Annotated in this window: 16 protein-coding genes; 11 read left to right on the top strand and 5 right to left on the bottom strand. The window is 33.9% G+C overall.

The annotated features are described in order from the left end of the window. Positions 1-42 precede the first annotated feature (42 nt). On the bottom strand, positions 43-765 hold the full coding sequence (locus SB689_RS01825; RefSeq protein ID WP_410690397.1) for a TrmH family RNA methyltransferase: 723 nt from the start codon (positions 763-765) through the stop codon (positions 43-45). Between SB689_RS01825 and SB689_RS01820 the strand changes: the two genes are divergently transcribed. Continuing rightward, entirely contained in the window at positions 751-3351 is a 2601-nt protein-coding gene (locus SB689_RS01820) for a BamA/TamA family outer membrane protein (protein WP_410690396.1), read from the top strand. The genes SB689_RS01825 and SB689_RS01820 overlap by 15 nt on opposite strands. Here SB689_RS01820 and SB689_RS01815 read toward each other — a convergent pair. Next, the gene (locus tag SB689_RS01815) at positions 3348-3965 is read right to left on the bottom strand and encodes a vancomycin high temperature exclusion protein (protein WP_066758584.1); all 618 of its coding nucleotides are present in this window, start codon (positions 3963-3965) and stop codon (positions 3348-3350) included. The genes SB689_RS01820 and SB689_RS01815 overlap by 4 nt on opposite strands. Continuing rightward, entirely contained in the window at positions 3962-5086 is a 1125-nt protein-coding gene (locus SB689_RS01810) for a flavin reductase family protein (RefSeq protein WP_410690395.1), read from the bottom strand. The genes SB689_RS01815 and SB689_RS01810 overlap by 4 nt, the downstream gene beginning before the upstream one ends. Before the next feature lie 32 nt (positions 5087-5118). Between SB689_RS01810 and SB689_RS01805 the strand changes: the two genes are divergently transcribed. The 10 genes from SB689_RS01805 to SB689_RS01760 all read left to right on the top strand — a co-directional run bounded on the left by SB689_RS01805 (position 5119) and on the right by SB689_RS01760 (position 15269). Continuing rightward, positions 5119-5682 carry a TlpA family protein disulfide reductase gene (locus SB689_RS01805; RefSeq protein ID WP_410690393.1) on the top strand — a complete coding sequence of 188 codons (564 nt, stop codon included), beginning with the start codon at positions 5119-5121 and terminating at the stop codon, positions 5680-5682. Between the two features lie 24 nt (positions 5683-5706). After that, on the top strand, positions 5707-6678 hold the full coding sequence (locus tag SB689_RS01800) for a FecCD family ABC transporter permease (protein WP_410691277.1): 972 nt from the start codon (positions 5707-5709) through the stop codon (positions 6676-6678). Positions 6679-6861: 183 nt separating this feature from the next. Next, positions 6862-7785 carry an ABC transporter ATP-binding protein gene (locus tag SB689_RS01795; RefSeq protein ID WP_410690392.1) on the top strand — a complete coding sequence of 308 codons (924 nt, stop codon included), beginning with the start codon at positions 6862-6864 and terminating at the stop codon, positions 7783-7785. Positions 7786-7950: 165 nt separating this feature from the next. Further along, positions 7951-8400: a MarR family winged helix-turn-helix transcriptional regulator gene (locus SB689_RS01790; RefSeq protein WP_054509975.1), complete on the top strand. Its 450-nt coding sequence runs from the start codon at positions 7951-7953 to the stop codon at positions 8398-8400. Positions 8401-8421: 21 nt separating this feature from the next. Then, a complete protein-coding gene (locus SB689_RS01785; protein ID WP_410690391.1) occupies positions 8422-10815 on the top strand; it encodes a 3-hydroxyacyl-CoA dehydrogenase/enoyl-CoA hydratase family protein in 2394 nt (797 codons plus the stop codon). 5 nt (positions 10816-10820) lie between these two features. Continuing rightward, positions 10821-11240, top strand: a complete 420-nt coding sequence (locus tag SB689_RS01780) for a hypothetical protein (protein WP_410690390.1) — start codon at positions 10821-10823, stop codon at positions 11238-11240. A 4-nt stretch (positions 11241-11244) separates the two neighbouring features. Then, positions 11245-12426 carry an acetyl-CoA C-acyltransferase gene (locus tag SB689_RS01775; RefSeq protein ID WP_410690389.1) on the top strand — a complete coding sequence of 394 codons (1182 nt, stop codon included), beginning with the start codon at positions 11245-11247 and terminating at the stop codon, positions 12424-12426. Between the two features lie 70 nt (positions 12427-12496). Beyond that, positions 12497-14287: an acyl-CoA dehydrogenase family protein gene (locus SB689_RS01770; RefSeq protein ID WP_410690388.1), complete on the top strand. Its 1791-nt coding sequence runs from the start codon at positions 12497-12499 to the stop codon at positions 14285-14287. 123 nt (positions 14288-14410) lie between these two features. Next, positions 14411-14743 (top strand): YegP family protein, encoded by a 333-nt coding sequence (locus SB689_RS01765; protein WP_410690387.1) that lies wholly within the window; start codon positions 14411-14413, stop codon positions 14741-14743. Positions 14744-14822: 79 nt separating this feature from the next. Then, positions 14823-15269, top strand: coding sequence for a phosphohydrolase (locus SB689_RS01760; protein WP_410690385.1), 447 nt, complete (start codon positions 14823-14825; stop codon positions 15267-15269). 75 nt (positions 15270-15344) lie between these two features. On the opposite strand, the gene SB689_RS01755 is transcribed toward SB689_RS01760, so the two are convergent. Then, entirely contained in the window at positions 15345-16061 is a 717-nt protein-coding gene (locus SB689_RS01755) for a DUF2490 domain-containing protein (RefSeq protein WP_410690383.1), read from the bottom strand. A gap of 75 nt (positions 16062-16136) precedes the next feature. Continuing rightward, entirely contained in the window at positions 16137-17948 is a 1812-nt protein-coding gene (locus SB689_RS01750; RefSeq protein WP_410690382.1) for a TonB-dependent receptor plug domain-containing protein, read from the bottom strand. Positions 17949-18175 lie beyond the last annotated feature (227 nt).

Raw genomic sequence — 18175 nt, 5'->3', positions numbered from 1 at the left:
GCAATAACTCAAACTCTCCCACTCTAAAACTCTATTTCTCTCCTACCTGAAAAGTTGTCCTAAAATAATCCCCGCCGCCATTGATACATTCAGGCTTTCTGTGGATTGAGATTTACCAAATCTTGGGATACTTATGCTTTTTTGAAGGAGTTTTTCTGTTTCGGGGCGCATTCCGTTGCCTTCGTTACCTAAAATCAAATTCATTTTTTCAGGTTTTTTGAAAGTATAGATATTTTCGCCTTCCATATCGGTGCCGATATTTATATTTTTTGTGTTTGAAAGATATTCAACCAAATCGGTATAAACCATATTTACCCTCGTAAAAGAGCCCATAGTCGACATAATAACCTTTGGATTATAAACATCTACGGTGTCTTCACTACAAATAATTTGTTCAATTCCAAACCAATCTGCCAATCGAATGATCGTACCCAAATTTCCGGGATCCTGAATTCCGTCCAACACAAGCTGAACATTTTTATCCTCAAATATTTCTTCTGTTTTTAAATGGCAAACTGCCACAGAATCTTTCGGATTTTTCAGGAAACTAATTTTTTTCAACTCATTTTCAGACACATGAGTGATGGGAACATCCGTACGGTCCAATTTTTGCGGATCGGTAGAAAATATTTCTTTAATTTTAAAATTAGAATTGGGAAGTTCGCAAATGATTTTATTACCTTCAACCAAAAACAAATTGTATTTTTGTCTGAACTTCTTTTTATCTAAAGACTGTAAAATTTTTATTGTATGAGCTGTAAGCATTATAAGAATTCTCCTCAAAAATATTATAAAATTATCTCATTTGCAACATTTGTTGGTCTTCTTTATGCTTGTAGTACAACAAAGAAAGTTCCGGATGGTGAATATCTGCTTACGCAAAACAATTTTGAGTTTGAAGATAAGAAAGAGCTTTTTGATGGTGAACTGAAAAATTACGTTCAGCAAAAGCCTAATAAAAAGCAGTTTCTCTTTATGCCTTTAAGTTTATGGCTGTACAATTCTGCTAATCCTAAGTACGATACGATTCTTAACGAATACATGACCTATCCTAATGAAATGAGAAATCAGAAATTACGTGATTCTCTTTTTATTAAGTATAACATGAAAAGTAGCGTCGGGAAAAGCCTTTTGATTGACAGATTATATCATAACTGGGGATCACCACCGATAATTTTAGATCAGACAAAAACTGAGAAAAGTGCGCAATCTATTGAGAAAAGATTGACGTATCGTGGTTATTGGGATGCAGAAGTAAAATTTAAGCATGTTTTAGATTCAGCTTCTAAAAAAGCGGCCGTAACCTACTTTATTACGCATAAAGATCCATCACTTATAAAAGAATATTATTATAACATTCCGGATCCGAAGGTTAAAAATATCTATCAGCAAAAGATTCATGAAACTCTTATAAGATCTGGGAAAATCCTTGATCAGACCGTTCTTGAAAAAGAGGTGACAAGAATTACAGATCTCATGAGAGAATACGGTTATTATAAGTTTAATAACTTTAATGATGAAATTTATTTCGTTGCAGATTCTTTAAAAAGCAGAAAACAGATTCCTCTTACTTTAGAAATTCATAAAGATTCTATTGACACACCTTATAAGGTTGCAACAATAGGAAATATAGACGTTGCTATCGTTGATGAAGCAGGAGATTATCCTAAAAATACAACGAAAGATAGTTTAAGAGGCATCAGATTTCATAAGGTAAATGATCAATATAAGACAAGATCAATCTGGAGATCAATTATTGTGGGAAGTAAACAACCTTATGATCAGAAGAAATTAGATCTTACGAAGAGAAATCTTTTATCGATGAACAACTTCAGCATCATAAAAGCAAAAGACTCATTAAGACATGGTGGCGGAACATCTCCCAACGACAGTATTGTTGACGTAATGTATTTGCTGAAACCACTTCCAAAATATGAATTAAAGGTAGGAACTGACGTTAATTATTCTCAGTTATTAAACCTGGGAGTTTCTCCTTCGATAGATTTAACAACAAGAAATGTTTTCAACGGTGCAGAAAACCTTTCAACAAGTCTTTCGGGAACTTTTGGCTCTATAAGAAGTACGAAAGATATCAGCAAACGTGTTTTGGCGTACGAAATTTCGGCGCAGGCTTCATTGAATTTCCCGAGGTTATTGCTTCCTTTTGATTATTATAAATTCCTTCCAAAAAGATACAGTCCGACCTCTTCTATTGTTTTGGGAGCTGCCGTTCAGAATAATATCGGTTTGGGAAGAGTTAACTTTAATACAGGTTTAAATTATTTCGCAACTGTAAATGATAAGGTTTCTCACAGACTTACCCTTTTCAACACACAGTTGAGTTTAACAAAAAATAAAGATGCGTATTATGATTATTTTGTGAATGATAATATTATCAGAAATGAAATTTTCACTGATTATTTTCAGCATAATACAGATGCGGCGCAAGAATTTGCTTCCGGACAGAAAACAATTGATGAAATTTCTCAGGAAATTATTAATGACACCGATTATATAGGAACTCTTGATCAAACTGGAAGAGATAGATTGACAGCATTTCTTGGAACTTTAGTAAATAAAGACAGACAGACGCAGGATGTTATTATTTCGTCAATGATCTATAATTTTGTTTATAATGAAATTGGTAAAAAAGACTATCCAAACGCATTTTATTTTAATGGAAAAGTAGAATTAGCAGGGAATATTTTGAGCGCATTTAACCAAAAAAGAAATGACGGAGGGATCGTAACGAGCCCTGAAAGAACAATTTTTGGAATTCCTTATGCTCAGTTTATAAAATTTGATGTTGATGTAAGAAAATATTTCAAATTTAATAGCAATCAGACCTTAGTTTTGCGCCAGTTTATTGGGGTGGGTATTCCTTATGGGAACTCGTCTTCAATGCCGGTGATCAGATCTTATTTCAATGGTGGTTCCAACGATATCAGAGCCTGGGTTGCTTACGGAGGTCTTGGACCATCTGATTCTCAGGTTGATGAAAGAGTTCGTACTTACATGACAGACAACGTAAAACTGACGACGAATATCGAATATAGAATTCCTTTCAATGATATGTATGAAGGGGCAATTTTTACAGATATCGGTAACACTTGGAGTCTTAAAAACTATAATGACGGATATGGAGATGAATTTAAATTCAATAAATTCTTAGGTCAGGTCGGTATCGGAAGTGGTTTCGGATTGAGGGTAAATGTAGCTTATATTACGCTTAGACTGGATCTTGCCTATAAAATCTATGACCCAAACAAACCGGATGGTGACAGATGGAGATTTAAAGATTTCCAACCCTTCAAACCAACTCTGAATATCGCATTCGGATATCCTTTCTAATCAGGAGAAATTCCCAATACAAAATATACTACAGCAATTACTCGAGCCAGAATTTCTCTGGCTTGATTTCTGTAAAAGCTTTCAGGTTTGTTGACATCCTGAGCATCAAAACCTAACGCATTCATATTATTATTTCTTGCAAAAAACAACGCACGAAGATTATGAAAACCTTGTGAAACAATAATCACATTGTCTTTTTTGTAAACATCTTTGCAACGCAAAATGCTTTTATAAGTATTGAAACCTTTTGGATCTTCCGTAATAATATCTTCTGGAACACCTTCCTGATAAACCAGATACTTTTTCATGGCAGCCGGCTCGTTGTAGCCTTTACTTTTTTCACCGCTTACAATGATTTGCTTAATTTTTCCGTGGTGATAAAGGAGAGCCGTTGCATCCATCCTTTTCGTAAAATAAGGATTAGACATTCCCGATCTCATTTTGGGCGATGTTCCCAAAACCAAGGCAATTTCACGGGGCGGAATTTTTGAGATTTTCGTATACGTACGACCTCCTGTAAGAGCAAACACCCAGGCATTGGCAAGACATATCAGCAGAATTCCAATTTCTACGGATATAAAGGCAAGGTTAAATATGTTTTTTACGATTCTCAAATGAAATCAAAGTTAAGCTTTATTTTCTTAGTTTTTGCAATAGACATACAGGCTAAAATTTTTCCTTGTGCTTCTTCTTTTTCTGTTAAATATTCATTTTCCAGCAGCTCAACTTCCCCTTCTTCAAGATAACATTCACAACTTCCGCAAATCCCTGATTTACATGAATAAGGAACAGAAAACTTCTGAATCAATAACTGTTGAAGAATTTTATCCTTATTATCCGGCAATTCTGCATGATATTCTTTTCCGAACATGGTAAAATCAACTTCCACATTTTCAATTAAAGGAAACTCTTTTTCTATCGGATAAATATCGTCATTAAATTCTTCAAAAAGCTCAAAGTGAATATTTTTCTTAGGAATCCCGTGATGATAACATGCATTTGCTAGGGTTTTAATCATTTCTCCTTTTCCGCAGATCAATACTTCATCTACAGCATCCCAGATAGTAGATTCTTCATCAGTATCGTCTAAATGTAGGATTTGATTAATAATTAAATTCAATTTCTTGGCATCCAATCTTCCATAAAAGAATTGATCGGCGGTTTTTTCCTGAGAAAAGAAATAGAAAATTTGTAATCTGTCGCCACAAGTTCTTGCAAGATTATCTAATAAATCTCTATAAACCAATTCCTCAGAATTCTTATTTCCAAAGAATAAAAACAATCTCGTTCTTGGTTCTGTGTGAAGAATATTTTTAAAGTGACTTAATATTGGAGTAATTCCAATTCCCGCAGCAAAAGCAACAATCGTTCTGAATTCATGAGGTTTGGAAACCAGTGTAAATCTTCCGCCCGGCTCACTCACAAGCAAATCATCTCCTACTTTATAATTTTTAAATAGTTCGGAAGTCTCTCCATCAGGCGAATTTACTTTTATTCCTAAACTTATTTTTTTCTCATAAGGAGCAGAGGTCATCGAATAATCATTAATAACATCTTTACCATGAGATTGAAATTTTACACTTACAAACTGCCCCGCTTCAAATTCGAAATTTTCCTGCAAATTCTCGGGAATCTCAAACTCCAGAGAAAAAGTATTTTTGGTAAGTTCTTCCTTTTTTGCTACTTTTAACCAATGAAACTGCGTCAGTTTCCCTTTATAGATTTGTTGTTCCATACTTCAATTCAAAAATAGCTAAAAAATAATTTATGAGGAAGATAATTTTATCCACGCTTGTTCTAGTTGCACTTTCAAGCTGTAAAAAAGAAAGCCAGAAAACTGATGAAAATGTTGTTACCGAAGATTCGGTTACTGTTTCACAAAATCCAGAACCTGCTTCTCCTGCTTTAGCATTAAAAGTTTTGACTACACAACAGGCTTCCGACTTTTTAAAAACTAAAAATGACACTTTATATGTAACCAATTTCTTTGCAACCTGGTGCGGACCATGTGTAAGAGAAATTCCACATTTTAAAGAAAAAATCACGGAATTAAAAGGAAAACCTGTAAAAATTACATTTGTAAGCGTTGATAATAAAGATGTTTGGAATACAGATGTTCCTCGTTTTGTAAACGAACAAGGCATTAGTGAAAACACGCTATTACTTGACGGAAAACTTCTTGATGCCAACTTTTTCAAAAGCAATTTTACAAAATGGGACGGAGGAGCTATTCCTTTTACCTTTATGAGAAAGGGTGATAAGACCGATGAATACTTGGGAATGATAACTCCTGAGCTATTAGATTCTAAAATAAAATCTTTTCTAAAATAAATCTTACAGAATTCTTTCTGAATGATGTCAAATAAATTTAAAATCCTGTGTTTACTGTTATTAATCGCCATTATTATTACAGCGATAATTAATCTGAACACAGGATTTTTAAGTCTCAATGTTCAGGATTTTTTCATGAGCTCTGAGAATAATCAAATTGCAGAAATTCGTATTAATAGAGTCTTAGTAATGCTTTTGGCAGGAATTTCAATTCCGACTTCCGGTTTTTTAATGCAGGAATATTTTCAAAATCCATTAGCCGGACCTGATATTTTAGGTATAACCTCTGTCGCCAGTTTATCTGTTGCATTTTATATTTTTTTCTCTCACAATATTCTCCTTCCTGAATTTCTTCAAAACAGCTTTCTGAGCTTATCAGCCATTGGTGGAAGTTTACTTTTGATGCTGGTTTTATTATCAATGTCGAATAAATTTCAGGATAAATCTTACTTAATTATTTTTGGATTTTTGGTTTCCGCATTTGCCGGAGCGATTGTTTCACTGCTTCAATTTTATGCTGAAAATCAAAGCCTGAAAAACTATATTTTATGGTCTTTTGGAGCTAATAATATGGTGACGAGAAATCAGATTTATGTTTTATCAATTTTAGTTTTGATAGGATTATTTATCTGTTTTAAAACCATAAAACCTCTCATTGGAAATTCTTTAGGAACTTCATACGCACAAAGTTTAGGAGTGAATTTGAATCGATTAAAAATATTAATCATTGTAGCTTCTTCCCTACTTTCGGCTTCTATTACAGCGTTTTTGGGGCCTATTTTGTTTATTGGAATTATTGTTCCTCATTTTTGCCGATTGGTTTATAATCCCGCAAAACTCTGGCAGCAATGGATTTTAAATATGTTTTTGGGAATGTTGATGATGTTATTATTTTCAATCGTTGCAGAGAAAACGCAAGTTCCAATAAATGTGATAAGCTCTATATTTGGGATTCCTGTGATATTGATGATGCTTTTGAAGCAGAATAAAGTATAAAAGTGAATTGTGAATGAGTCAATTGTCAATTTAAAATAATACGTTATAATTGTCATTCCGTAGGAATCTAAACTCTCTTTGTAGAGATGCTTCCAGCATGACAAACTAAAAGTAAATAAAATCTGCGAGAAAAGAAATCTGTGTAAATCTGTGAAATCCGTGGGAAACAAAAATTAAGTAAAAATGCACCTACAAATCAAACAAGCAAACATCGGCTATAACAAAACCTTAATTTCAAATGCTTCTGCCCATTTGAATTTAGGAGACGTATGTTTATTGATTGGTAACAATGGGGTTGGAAAAACAACTTTAATCAAATCTATTCTCCATCAAAATCCTTTATTAAGCGGAGAAATTTCTATTAATAATAAAAATATAAAGAATCTTTCCGTTAAAGAAATTGCAGAAAATATTGCGGTTGTATTTTCAAAGTCAATTATTCCACAGAACTATACAGTTGAAGACCTTATTTCGTTGGGAAAATACATTTACTATCCTTTCTATTTTGAGATTAAAAAAGAAGATAGAGAAGAGGTTTTAGATATAATTAAAGCATTAGATTTAGACCAATATAAACATACTCTTCTTAAAAACCTATCAGACGGAAACCTTCAAAAAGCCTTTATTGGAAGAGCTTTAACCCAGAACTCTCCTATCATTATTCTTGATGAACCTACGACTCATTTAGATGAAAAGAATAAAATTATCATTCTAAAAACGCTTAGAAAATTAGCCAAAGAACAGAACAAATTAATCTTATTTTCGTCCCACGATTGGCGATTGGCTAAAGAGTTTGCAGATAAAATATGGTACGTAAAAGATAGCCATTTATACTCCGGAATTGTTGAAGATCTTTTGCTTCAACATGACGAGCTAACAAACGCTTCTTTATTTCAGGTCAATGAAAATTTTGTGTCTCCAAAAATCATCGCACCCGATTTTTATAAAGAAATGTTGTATTCTTTACTCCAAAAAAACTTCCAAAAAGACCTCTCTTCATTAAATTTTGAGTTTCAAAACAACTTTTGGGTTATTTCCAATGATTCAATGAATCAACAATGCGAATCCTTCGAAGAAATAGTTAATTTCGTAAAAACCATTCACTAATACACGTTTTTCTTTATTAACTTCATATACTATGCATGCATAGTATTATGCTAGTCATACAATTTAATCATCTAACTATCAGGTTATTAACAAAATTTAACGTTAATAAATACTATGCATGCATAATATTTACTACATTTGAATTAAACCATTTCCACAAACATGATGGACAACAATAAAGATAAAATAGAAAATGTAGATCTAATTTTAAAGCAGACTTGGTTGGCTGTTTCTAAAATGTATACAGATCTTGCTCAGGAACATGATTCCACGGCTGTTCAGGCGCTTACTCTTCTTAAAATTGATCCAAAAGAAGGGACTAGAAGTACGAATTTAGGTCCTAAAATGGCTATCGAACCCACTTCTTTAACAAGGATCATCAAACTTCTTGAAGACAACGGATACATCTATAAAGAAAAAACAACCACAGACAAACGTGAAGTAATTATTAAACTTACAGATAAAGGTTTGAATTCCAGAAACATGTCTAAAGAAGTTGTTGTAAACTTCAATAAAAGAGTGATGGAAAAAATCGCTCCCGAAAAGTTGGATACCTTCAAAGAAGTCATGGTTGAGATCATGAAAATTGCGATCGATTTAAACAATAAAAAATAATATAACAAATCAATAAATCAAATGAAAAGAAGAATCAAACACGTAACGGTTCTTGGTTCAGGAATTATGGGAAGCGGTATTGCGGCTCACTTCGCTAATATTGGCGTAGAGGTTTCGCTTTTGGATATCGTTCCTTTTGAATTAACTGAAGCAGAACACAAAAAAGGTTTGACCAAAGATGACAAAGCGGTAAGAAACAGAATCGCTTCTGAAAACTTTGAAAAACTGAAAAAAGCAAGTCCGGCTCTACTCTATTCTCCAAAATTCGCAGATAGAATCAAGGTTGGAAATTTTGATGATGATTTACCAAAAATAAAAAATACAGACTGGATTATTGAAGTTGTAGTTGAAAGACTCGACATCAAAAAATCAGTTTACGAAAAAATCGAACAGTTCAGAAAACCTGGAACTTTAGTTTCTTCAAATACTTCCGGTATTCCAATTAATATGTTGGTTGAAGGAAGAAGCGATGATTTCAAACATTATTTTGCAGGAACGCACTTCTTTAATCCTGTAAGATATCTCCCTCTTTTAGAGATTATTCCAACAACTGATACAGCTCCGGAAATCATTGATTTCTATATGAATTATGGAGCAAAATTCTTAGGTAAAACAACCGTTTTAGCAAAAGATACTCCTGCATTTATCGCGAACAGAATCGGGGTTTTCTCAATGATGGATTTACTTCACAATGTTCAAAAATTAGGTTTAACTGTTTCTGAAGTTGATAAATTAACAGGTCCTGTAATCGGTCGTCCAAAATCTGCAACGTTCAGAACAGCTGATGTTGTTGGATTGGATACGTTGGTGATGGTTGCAAACGGCGTTCGTAACAGCGGTGCTGAAGCTAATAATTTCAATGACGTTTTTGCACTTCCAGGTTACATCCAGAAAATGGTTGATAATAAATGGTTAGGTTCAAAAACTGAACAAGGTTTCTACAAAAAAGTGAAAAATGCAGAAGGAAAATCTGAAATTCACGGATTAAATCTTGATACTTTAGAATACGAACTTCAAGGAAAATCTTCTTTCCCTACTTTAGAATTAACTAAAAATATTGACAAGCCAATTGAAAGATTTAAAGTTTTAATTGGCGGAAAAGACAAAGCTGGAGAGCTTTACAGAAAATCTTTAGGAGCATTATTCGCTTATGTTTCGCATAAAGTTCCTGAAATTTCTGATGAAGTTTACAAAATCGACGATGCCATGAGAGCAGGTTTCGGTTGGGAAAACGGTCCATTTGAAATCTGGGATGCCGTTGGCGTTCAAAAAGGTATCGAATTGGCTAAAGATGCCGGTTACGAAGTTTCAGACTGGGTAAAAAATGTAGAGACTTTCTATAAAGTTAATGATGAAGGACAGACTATTTTCGTTGATAAAAATTCAGGAGAATACAACAAAATTCCGGGTCAGGATTCTTTCATTATTTTAGATAATATCAGAAAAAATAAAACGCTTTGGAGTAATTCGGGAGCTTCGATTGAAGATCTTGGAGATGGAATTATCAACTTCGAAATTCGTTCTAAAATGAACTCTCTTGGAGGCGAAGTTTTAGATGGATTAAACAGAGCGATTGATTTAGCTGAAAAAGAATATGATGGATTAGTTATCGGAAATCAAGGCACGAATTTCTCTGTTGGAGCCAATTTAGCGATGATTTTAATGATGGCTATCGAACAGGATTGGGATGATTTAAACATGGCGATCGCTTATTTCCAGAAATCGATGATGAGAGTTCGTTACTCTTCTATTCCTGTCGTAGTTGCTCCTCACGGAATGACGCTTGGTGGTGGTTGCGAAATGACCATGCACGCCGACAGAGTTGTCGCAGCAGCAGAAACTTACATCGGATTGGTTGAAACCGGAGTTGGTGTAATTCCTGGCGGTGGCGGAACGAAAGAATTAACGTTGAGAACTTCAAGAGAATTCCACAGCGATGATGTTAAAAACAACAGACTTCGTGAAGCTTTCATGAATATCGCAATGGGTAAAGTAGCCACTTCTGCTTATGAAGCTTACGACATGGGAATTCTTGAAAAAGGAAAAGATATCGTTGCTGTTGATAAAAGAACACAGATTAAAACAGCAAAAATGTTGGCAATAAGTTTAGCCGAACATGGTTACACTCAACCAATCGAACAAAAAGTAAAAGTTTTGGGTAAAGATGCATTGGGAATGTTCTATGTTGGAACTGACCAAATGTTGACAGGAAACTTCATCTCTGAACATGACAAGAAAATTGCAGATAAATTAGCGAATGTAATGGTCGGTGGAAATCTTTCTGAACCAACAATCGTAACTGAACAATATTTATTGAATCTTGAAAGAGAAACATTCTTACAGCTTTGTGGTGAAAGAAAGACATTGGAGAGAATTCAGTACATGTTACAAAACGGAAAACCGCTTAGGAATTAGAAATTATGGGAAATGTTTGGGTTGAACTCAAAGACAAAAATAATTTATATAGAAATTTAATTCTTTTAAAAAGTTATTTTTTGAGTAATGGACATATAGATGTAAATCAAGGAACTGAATGTACGACAATTAAAAAATCAATTAAAGAATTGCTTGAAGATGATTTTGATGTAAATTATTTTACAAAAAACGTAGATTTTTTACTAAGTGAAGGTATTTTTAATTCATATAATTATTTAGGGTTAACTACATATGGAATTAACCATGTTGAGAGATTAATCGATGAATTAGGCGAGCTTTCTGAAGAAGAAAAAGAAATAATCAAAAAAAGCAACACTGATAAATTGGCAAAATTTCTAGATATATCTTCAAAATTTGCATCTACAGTAAATCCCATAATCAGCATATTTAACTTAATAAAATAAACAAATGTCAAAACAAGCATACATAGTAAAAGGATTTAGAACAGCGGTAGGAAAAGCGCCAAAAGGCTCCCTTCGTTTTACTCGTCCTGACGTAATGGCGGCTACAGTTATTGAAAAATTAATGGCTGAACTTCCGCAATTAGACAAAAACAGAATCGATGATCTTATCGTAGGAAATGCAATGCCAGAAGCAGAACAAGGCTTAAACGTTGCTCGTTTGATCTCTTTAATGGGATTGAATACAGATAAAGTTCCCGGAGTTACCGTAAACAGATATTGTGCATCAGGAAGTGAGGCGATTGCGATTGCTTCTGCCAAAATTCAGGCAGGAATGGCGGATTGTATTATTGCAGGAGGTACAGAATCAATGTCTTACATTCCAATGGGTGGTTATAAACCAGTTCCTGAAACGGAAATTGCAAAAACAAACCCTGATTATTATTGGGGAATGGGTTACACTGCAGAAGAGGTTGCAAAACAATACAATATCACAAGAGAAGAACAGGATCAGTTCGCTTTTGAATCTCATATGAAGGCTTTAAAAGCCAATCAGGAAGGTAAATTTGCCAACCAGATTGTTTCGATTCCTGTTGAATATAACTTCCTGGATGAAAACCAGAAAATGCAGACTAAAAAGTTTGATTTTTCAGTGGATGAAGGTCCAAGAGCAGATACTTCACTAGCTGGTTTGACTAAACTAAGACCAGTATTTAAAAACGGAGGAAGCGTAACTGCCGGAAACTCTTCTCAGATGAGTGACGGAGCAGCTTTCGTAATCGTAATGAGCGAAGAAATGGTAAAAGAATTAGGATTGGAGCCAGAAGCAAGATTAGTTGCTTACGCAGCTGCAGGTCTTGAGCCAAGAATTATGGGAATGGGACCAATTTATGCAATTCCAAAAGCTTTGAAACAAGCAGGTTTAGAATTAAAGGATATCGATTTAATTGAATTGAATGAAGCATTCGCATCACAATCTGTTGCTATCAAAAAAGAATTAGACTTAAATCCTGATATCTTAAATGTAAACGGAGGTGCAATCGCATTGGGTCACCCACTTGGATGTACAGGAACAAAATTAACCGTTCAGCTTCTTGACGAAATGAGAAAACGCGGAAACAAATACGGAATGGTTTCTATGTGCGTTGGAACGGGTCAAGGTGCTGCTTCAATCTTTGAACTTTTATAATAGAATAAAAACTAAACCTTCAAGGTTTTAAAAACCTTGAAGGTTTCCTTAATAAGAAAAAACAAAAACAATGAGTGATACACTTAATAAAACATTAAAAGGCGGTGAGTTTTTAATTAAAGAAATTACTGCTAATGAAATATTTTCTTTGGAAGAACTTTCTGAAGAACAAAAAATGCTTCGTGATTCTGCGAAAGAATTTATTGATAGAGAAGTTATTCCGCACCACGATCGTTTTGAGAAAAAAGATTATGCATTGACTGAAGAAACAATGCGTAAGTTAGGAGAAATGGGACTGTTAGGAATTACCGTTCCTGAAGAATACGGCGGTCTTGGAATGGGATTCGTAAGTACAATGTTAGCTTGTGACTATGTTTCAGGAGGAAACGGTTCATTAGCAACAGCTTACGGAGCACATACCGGAATCGGAACACTTCCAACTCTTCTTTACGGAAGTGAAGAATTGAAAAAGAAATATCTTCCGGATTTAGCTACAGGAACAAAATTCGGAGCTTATTGCTTGACTGAACCGGATGCTGGTTCTGATGCAAACTCAGGAAAGACAAGAGCAAAATTGTCTGAAGACGGAAAACATTACATCATCAACGGACAAAAAATGTGGATTTCTAATGCAGGTTTTGCAGATACTTTCACTTTGTTCGCTAAAATTGATGATGATAAAAACATCACAGGTTTTGTAATCAATCGTTCTGAATTGGAGAATCCTGAAAGCTTGACTTTCGGTGAGGAAGAACATAAATTAGGTATTCGTTCGTCTTCTACTCGTCAGGTTTTCTTCAATGATATGAAAGTTCCTGTTGAGAATATGTTGGGTGAAAGAAATAATGGTTTCAAAATCGCTTTGAATGCATTAAATGTAGGTAGAATTAAGTTAGCTGCTGCAAACCTTGATGGACAAAGAAGAATCTTAAACCACTCTATTCAGTATTCAAATGAGAGAAAACAGTTTGGAGTTTCTATTTCAACTTTCGGAGCAATCAGAAAGAAAATTGCTGAAATGTCAACTGGCGTTTTCGTAAGTGAAGCGGGTTCTTACCGTTTAGCAAAAAATGTTGAAGATAAGATTGAAGAATTAGTTGCTGGAGGAATGGATCATCAACAAGCTGAATTAAAAGGTGTTGAAGAGTTCGCGGTAGAAGCTTCGATTCTTAAAGTTTTCGTATCAGATCTTACTCAAAATACTGCCGATGAAGGAATTCAAATCTATGGTGGAATGGGATTCTCAGAAGACACACCAATGGAAGCTGCATGGAGAGATGCAAGAATTGGAAGAATCTATGAAGGAACCAACGAAATCAACAGACTTTTAGCTGTTGGAATGCTAATCAAAAGAGCAATGAAAGGTGAACTAGATTTACTTTCTCCTGCAATGGCAATCAGCAAAGAATTGATGGGAATTCCTTCGTTCGAAGTTCCTGATTATTCTGCATTTATGAGCGAAGAAAAAGCAATTATTGCAAATCTTAAGAAAGTTTTCTTAATGGTTTCAGGAGCTGCTCTTCAAAAATTCATGATGGATATTGAGAAACAGCAACATTTATTATTAAATGCTTCTGAAATTCTTAACCAAATCTATATGGCTGAATCTGCAGTTTTAAGAGCTGAAAAACACTTCTCTGCTGATTCTGTAGAAGCTGCAATGGCTCAATTAAACCTTTACAAAGCAATTGATAAAATCATTGCTGGTGCAAAAGAAGGAATTGTTTCTTTTGCTGAAGGTGATGAACAAAGAATGATGCTTTCAGGACTAAGAAGATTTACAAAATATACAAACAGTCCAAATGTAGTGGCATTAACTGAAAAAGTGGCTGCCCATTATATTGAAAAAGGAGCTTATTAGTCTTTTATATATAAATTTGATTTTGAAAACGTCTCAATTTTTTGAGACGTTTTTAATTTTTTCATAAATTTTCATTATTTTTATTGAACAATAACTAAATAACCAAACTCAAAAATATAAACAATGGGAAAATTTATTATTTCTAAAAGAACCAATGGCGACTATCAATTTAACTTAAAAGCAGCAAATGGACAGGTTATTCTGACTAGTCAGGGATATAACTCAAAATCCCGATGCGAAAATGGTATTGAATCTGTAAAGAAAAATTCTCAGGATGATAATATGTTTGAAAGACATTCTGCAAAAGACAGTCGATGCTATTTCAATCTAAAAGCTTCAAACGGACAGATCATCGGAACCAGCCAAATGTATGAATCCGAAAATGGTATGGAAAACGGAATTGAATCCGTAAAGAGCAATGCACCAGGCGCTTCTGTGGAAGATCAGACTAATTAAAAATATTCTGTAAAATAATAATAAAAAAATGTCTCAAATTTTGAGGCATTTTCTATTTTTGTACTCTACTTTACACACAATGACAAAAGACGAACTGCTTCACAGAGCAATAAAAATAGCTGATAAGGCACATAAAGGTCAGACAGACAAATATCATGCTCCCTACATTGCTCACGTCATGCGAGTGATGGAGTACGGTAAAACAATGGATGAAAAGATCGTAGGCGTACTTCACGACGTTGTTGAAGATCATCCCGTAGAATTCAGTTTGGATTATTTACGAGATCAAGGTTTTCCGGAATATATTATTTTCGCGATCAGTTGTCTTACGAAATTCGATCCTGATGAAGAATATGACGATTTTGTAAAAAGAACCGAAAGATCTCCTTTGGCTGTAGCTGTAAAACTCAACGATCTTCGTGATAATATGGATCTTCGCAGAGTAAACCGCGAACTTCTTCCTAAGGATATCAAAAGATTTAATAAATATTTAAAAGCTTATCATTATTTAATTGATAAATATTAAAATAAAAAACTCCTTACATTCTATTGAATATAAGGAGAGTTTGTTTTATTCTCAGCTAAAAAGAGAAATTTATTCTTAATCCGCTCCCGGATAATCAAACGTTTTCACAGGATGGTTTGTTCCATCGATATTAATGTTTAATGCAAGATAAACAAAATGGAAATTTTGGTTTGAGGCTGCATTAAATTCTCTCTGCCAAAGATATCCTGCTGCAATTCCTAAATTATTGTCAATCTGATAACCACCTCCCGCATACACTCTGTTTCTTGCGAAAGTAGGTTTCATAGGTGTTACAAGGAAAATTTCGTCGTATATATTCGCGAAAACCGTTCCTTTTTTAACCTCTTTTGAATTTAAAGGAACACTTACATTCAAACGATAACGATAACGCATTCTCTGGGAATTTTTATCCGTTTGAGGTTCGTGGAACCAAGATTTCTCAACACGAAAACGGTTTTCAAATTTTACGACACCTTTTTTAATATCAATCACATCCTGTAACCAAACTCTGAATTCTTCTTTGTTGATGGCGTGATCTTTATAGGTTGCATATCTTCCCAATCCAACAAAAGGCTTGTGATTTTTAGTAAGATTATACCCTAGTCCACCTTTTATTTCGTAATAATCAGGATAAGTATAGTCTTCAATACTTCTCATCTGACCTTCCGCATACAGGAAAAATTTTGGATGAAATTTATAAGTCAGCGTCAAAGCATTGAAGCTTGAAACATGTTCTTGAGCTTTAAAAAATGTTAGACTTAAAAGTAAACTAAGACTTAAAAAGAGTTTCATCTAAAAATTTTTTTTGCAAATGTAATTGAATTAACAATTTCGTAATATTAACTTTAATTCATTCTTACTTAACAATTATTTAATATTGATATTGTAAGAAAAACCAATATGGAACCATCTTTGAGGCATTGCTACGCCAAACGTTTCTGTGTAATTGGTATTGGTAACATTATTAATTAAAACGTACACAGAAAAGTCTTTTTTAACGAAACTTAATTTTTCATCTAAAAGATTATAACTGCCTAGATTTAGCCTGTCGTTATATCTGTAAACGAGTTCGTTTGTGAAGTTTTTAAGGAATTTAGTTTCTAATTTAGCAATAAACTGATGTTTTAAATTATCCAGAACATATCTTGAAACAAATTCATTGGAAGCATTAAATTTATTATCTAAATAAGTATATCCAACACTGTATTTCAACCAATCTAAAACTCGATGATTAAGTTCTGCCTCTACTCCTTTTACAGTTGTATCTCCAACATTTTGAGCATACCAAATCGGATCATTTAAAGAAGCTTTAACCCAATCGATAGAGTTATTGGCTCCCCTTAAAAATCCACTTACTTTGGCTAAGATATTTTTATTTTGAAACTGATATCCAATTTCTGAATAAACAGCACTTTCAGGTATCAAATTGACATTTCCCTGCTCCGTTTTACTTACATAATAAAGATCCGTAAAGGTCGGAACTCTGTGAACTTTTGAAATATTTCCGTAGATTTTATTGTTTGGATCGAAGTTATAACCTACATCCAATCCAGGATAAAAGAAATTACCTTCATTGGAATAATTTGCCCAAGAAACTCCGGGAGTAATATTTAATTTTTTATCTAATAAAGAAAAATGATGTTCGAAAAAGACCTGAGAAACAAAACGGTTTCTGTTTCCTAAATTATTACTTGCCAAAAATTCTTTCCTTAATTCAACACCAATACCTGTTGTTCCCAATCCCCATTGGTAGCTTGAATTTACTTCTCCACCTACATTATTTCCGATGTGCATGTTTCTGTAGATTTCAGGTTTTTCACGGTTAAAAAGGTACATATCCTGCCCTCTTCTCCAATATACATTTGAGTTTAGTCTGAATTTCCCAAACGTTTGCTGATGAGCCAAACTCACAACTGAAGCCTGAGTTTCTTCATATTGCTCAGTTGCGAGCGGAGACGAATAAAAACCATTAGCACCAAATTTTTTCTCTGAAAAACCTGCCTGTAACTTAATATCACCGTCTTTTATAGCCAATCTACTCTGATAGAAAACATTTCTGATTTCATAATCTGTATTATGCATATATCCCTCTGATGAAGCCGTATTAGCCTGAATTGAATTCGAGAATTTCTCTGTTCCAATACTTGCATTTAATCCTAAACCATACGATCCATAATCTCCACCTTCAGCGCTAATTTTAACTCTTTTTCCCGGATTTATTTTAGTAATGATATTGATCGCTCCGGCATAAGCGTTTTGACCAAATCTCCTTGCTGCAGGGCCTTTTATCACTTCAATTCTTTCAACATCGTCCAGATCTACAGGAATATTCATAGAATTATGACCTGTTTGGGAGTCATTCATTCTGATACCGTTTAAAAGTAAAAGTACCTGTTCAAAAGAGCTTCCACGGAAACCGATGTCACTCTGTACACCGTTCGCTCCTCTTCTTCTGATATCCATTCCGGGAATTTGCTGAAGAATTTCATCAATGCTTTTTGCAGGAGAATTTATAATATCTGCTTTTGTAATAATGGTAATATTTTGGTTGGCACTTTTATATGGTGTTGAAATAAATTTACCTTGTACAGCGATGGTATCAATATCGGTTGTTTTTTCCTGTGCCTGAGCGAAAAGCATCGTTCCAAGAAAAAAAACACTTCCTACTTTTTTAATCATGTCTTATCAGAATTATTCTTCAGTTAGTTTTTTGCAGATTAGCAAGCCCAAAAATAACAGAGATAATCAAGACAGACAAATGATAGTTGTCATAAAAAAAAGATGCAGAAAACTGCATCTTTAGACTTTTTGGGAAGTAAATTTTATCTTTTTCTCATTAAATGTGTAACTAGATCTCTGAATAATTTTCTCATTTCTATATTACATATTTATGAATACAATTTTAA

Origin of the sequence: Chryseobacterium sp. SIMBA_038, from assembly GCF_046535115.1 — a bacterium.
Classification (GTDB): Bacteria; Bacteroidota; Bacteroidia; order Flavobacteriales; family Weeksellaceae; genus Chryseobacterium.
The sequence above is the reverse complement of the archived record's forward strand: the minus strand, read 5'-3'. Positions and strand labels throughout refer to the sequence as shown.

Excerpts from the sequence above, each read along its gene's own strand:
- SB689_RS01820 (WP_410690396.1), top strand. The coding sequence starts at position 751 with ATGAGCTGTAAGCATTATAAGAATTCTCCTCAAAAATATTATAAAATT.
- SB689_RS01825 (WP_410690397.1), bottom strand. The coding sequence starts at position 765 with ATGCTTACAGCTCATACAATAAAAATTTTACAGTCTTTAGATAAAAAG.
- SB689_RS01810 (WP_410690395.1), bottom strand. The coding sequence starts at position 5,086 with ATGGAACAACAAATCTATAAAGGGAAACTGACGCAGTTTCATTGGTTA.
- SB689_RS01805 (WP_410690393.1), top strand. The coding sequence starts at position 5,119 with ATGAGGAAGATAATTTTATCCACGCTTGTTCTAGTTGCACTTTCAAGC.
- SB689_RS01800 (WP_410691277.1), top strand. The coding sequence starts at position 5,707 with ATGTCAAATAAATTTAAAATCCTGTGTTTACTGTTATTAATCGCCATT.
- SB689_RS01795 (WP_410690392.1), top strand. The coding sequence starts at position 6,862 with ATGCACCTACAAATCAAACAAGCAAACATCGGCTATAACAAAACCTTA.
- SB689_RS01790 (WP_054509975.1), top strand. The coding sequence starts at position 7,951 with ATGGACAACAATAAAGATAAAATAGAAAATGTAGATCTAATTTTAAAG.
- SB689_RS01785 (WP_410690391.1), top strand. The coding sequence starts at position 8,422 with ATGAAAAGAAGAATCAAACACGTAACGGTTCTTGGTTCAGGAATTATG.
- SB689_RS01780 (WP_410690390.1), top strand. The coding sequence starts at position 10,821 with ATGGGAAATGTTTGGGTTGAACTCAAAGACAAAAATAATTTATATAGA.
- SB689_RS01775 (WP_410690389.1), top strand. The coding sequence starts at position 11,245 with ATGTCAAAACAAGCATACATAGTAAAAGGATTTAGAACAGCGGTAGGA.
- SB689_RS01770 (WP_410690388.1), top strand. The coding sequence starts at position 12,497 with ATGAGTGATACACTTAATAAAACATTAAAAGGCGGTGAGTTTTTAATT.
- SB689_RS01765 (WP_410690387.1), top strand. The coding sequence starts at position 14,411 with ATGGGAAAATTTATTATTTCTAAAAGAACCAATGGCGACTATCAATTT.
- SB689_RS01760 (WP_410690385.1), top strand. The coding sequence starts at position 14,823 with ATGACAAAAGACGAACTGCTTCACAGAGCAATAAAAATAGCTGATAAG.
- SB689_RS01755 (WP_410690383.1), bottom strand. The coding sequence starts at position 16,061 with ATGAAACTCTTTTTAAGTCTTAGTTTACTTTTAAGTCTAACATTTTTT.
- SB689_RS01750 (WP_410690382.1), bottom strand. The coding sequence starts at position 17,948 with ATGATTAAAAAAGTAGGAAGTGTTTTTTTTCTTGGAACGATGCTTTTC.